The sequence below is a fragment of the Halanaerobiales bacterium genome (assembly GCA_035270125.1).
Lineage (GTDB): Bacteria > Bacillota > Halanaerobiia > Halanaerobiales > DATFIM01 > DATFIM01.
In genome coordinates this window covers 1-2,324 of sequence record DATFIM010000023.1, presented here as the reverse complement: position 1 = coordinate 2,324, position 2,324 = coordinate 1, and the positions used below count along the sequence as shown (strand labels likewise).

Sequence of the window (2,324 nt, the reverse complement as noted above, 5' to 3'; positions counted from 1 at the left end):
ATGGGAGGACTTATTTATGGAAATTTCTGATATGCAAAGTAAAGTATCTGATTTTGTTGAAGAAAATCAACTTGAAATAGAAGTGGAAATTAGATTGCTTGATCTTATGTCTGAACTGGGAGAATTATCTAAAGAAAGTTTAAAAAGCTCTGATTATGGAAAAACAAAATTTAAGAATACTGATGAATGGGCCAATGAATTGGGAGATGTTTTATTTTCTTTAATTTGCATAGCAAATAATACTGAAATTAATTTAGAAATAGCATTAAACAAAGCACTCAATAAATATAGAAAACGATTTAATGAAAAAGGGGATGTAGGTTCTGGGGAGTAATATACATAAAATAAGCAAAAATTTTGTCAAAAATATTTTGAAAAAGCTAAATAAAATTATAGAAATTCCATTGAAAATATTGTTTTATGACTAAAATAAAAAAGAGGCCGGAGGAAAATCATATGAAAGAACGCAACAATAAATTAGCTCCCTGTGGAGTTTTTTGTGGGGCCTGCCCATCTTATAAAAAGACCTGTCTTGGATGTGCTTCAGAAAATAAAGATCAAAAAAGAACGAGTAAATGGAGCTGCAAAATAAGAAATTGTTGTTATAATAGTCAAAATAAAAATTATTGTATTGAATGTGAAAAATTTCCATGTCAAAAGCTAAAAAATAAACTAATTGATACTCATCCAGATGATATAAGATTTAAATATAGACATGAAATACCAGAAATATTTGTAAAAATGAAAGATATGGATATAAAAGATTATCTTGAATTTCAGGAAGAAAGATGGAGATGTCCATTTTGTGGTGGGACAATTCATTTTTATAAATATAAGTGTAGTAAATGTGGAAAAAAGATGAAAGTTTAGTATTAACTATCTAAGGTTTGATGGACTTCGAAAATATAGATGAGTTTTACACAATAATATAGCATGGAGGAGATTAATGTGGAAGATTTGTTTGAGTTTTACTTACATGATTCCAAAAAAAAGTTTTCAGGTTGGGATTTTTCCTATGTTTCAGATACTGATAGAATTGCAGAATTTCCTCTTGATTGGAGTTATACCAGTAAAATTATAAAGAAGTTGAGAAATGCAAATTCTCTTTTAGATATGGGGACTGGTGGGGGAGAGTTTTTATCTTTATTAAAACCATTACCTGTAAATAGTTATGCTACTGAAGGTTATGAGCCAAACTTACCTATAGCTAAAGAAAGATTGGAACCATTAGGGGTAAATGTTGTTAAAGTAGAAGAAGATAATAAACTGGATTTTGAAGATAATTATTTTGACTTAGTAATAAATAGACATGAAGAATATTCAGCAAAAGAAGTTAAGAGAGTATTAAAACAAAACGGGTATTTTATAACACAACAGGTTGGAGGTAAAAATTGTGTTGAGTTAAATAAAATATTAGATTATGATGGTGATTTTGGAATGCCTGAATGGCAATTAGATTCAGCAGTTAATGAATTAAAAAAAGAAGAACTAAAAATAATTGAGAAACATGAAGATTTTCCAGGATTGAGATTTTATGATATAGGTGCTATTATTTATTATTTAAAAGCAGTACCATGGCAGATACCAGATTTTAGTGTTGATAATTATTATGACTCATTAAAAAAATTACACACCCAAATTCAAGAAAAAGGTTATATAGATATTGAGGAACATAGATTTCTAATAGTAGCCAAAAAATAAAATTTGGAGGGATATTAAATGGATAAAATTAATAAAAATAGAGAATTTTTAAAGGCAAGCAACTGGAAAAAATGGGATGATTTAGAAAGGGATCAGGCAAATGATATTCCCAAGCCACCAATCCAAAAGGATTATCCTGAAAATAGTGAATTAATTGATTTAATAGAACCGGAAAATATTAATTTAGGTAATATGAAAATAAAAGAGGTAATTGAAAAGAGAAGAAGCAGAAGAAGATATAAAGATGATTACTTAACAAAAGAAGAGCTTTCTTATTTACTCTGGACTACTCAGGGGTTAAAAGAAAATGACAGTCTGAGAAATGTACCATCAGCAGGTGCTCGTCATCCTTTTGAAACTTATTTACATATAAAAAGAGTTAAAGAGATTAAAGAAGGTTTATATCGATATCTACCTATTGAGCATAAATTATTATTTATTAAAGGAGATAAAGATTTAAATAAAAAAATATATAATGCCTGCTCCAAACAAAGATTTGTCAAAGAAAGTGCAATTACCTTTATCTGGTCAGTTATACCTTATAGAACTGAATGGAGATACAGTCATTTTGCCCATAAGGTTATTGCAATAGATGCCGGACATTTATGTCAAAATCTTTATTT

The 2,324-nt window shown here is 28.4% G+C and carries 4 protein-coding genes; all 4 read left to right on the top strand.

Features of this window, described 5'->3' with window-relative positions:
- The coding region (locus VJ881_01340) for a MazG nucleotide pyrophosphohydrolase domain-containing protein (protein ID HKL74681.1) at positions 1-334 on the top strand (334 nt) is incomplete at its 5' end.
- Between the two features lie 122 nt (positions 335-456).
- Positions 457-870, top strand: a complete 414-nt coding sequence (locus VJ881_01335; protein HKL74680.1) for a DUF3795 domain-containing protein — start codon at positions 457-459, stop codon at positions 868-870.
- Positions 871-948: 78 nt separating this feature from the next.
- Positions 949-1,701 carry a class I SAM-dependent methyltransferase gene (locus tag VJ881_01330; GenBank protein ID HKL74679.1) on the top strand — a complete coding sequence of 251 codons (753 nt, stop codon included), beginning with the start codon at positions 949-951 and terminating at the stop codon, positions 1,699-1,701.
- An 18-nt stretch (positions 1,702-1,719) separates the two neighbouring features.
- Positions 1,720-2,324, top strand: a 605-nt coding sequence (locus VJ881_01325; protein ID HKL74678.1) for a SagB/ThcOx family dehydrogenase, incomplete at its 3' end; no start/stop codon positions are given.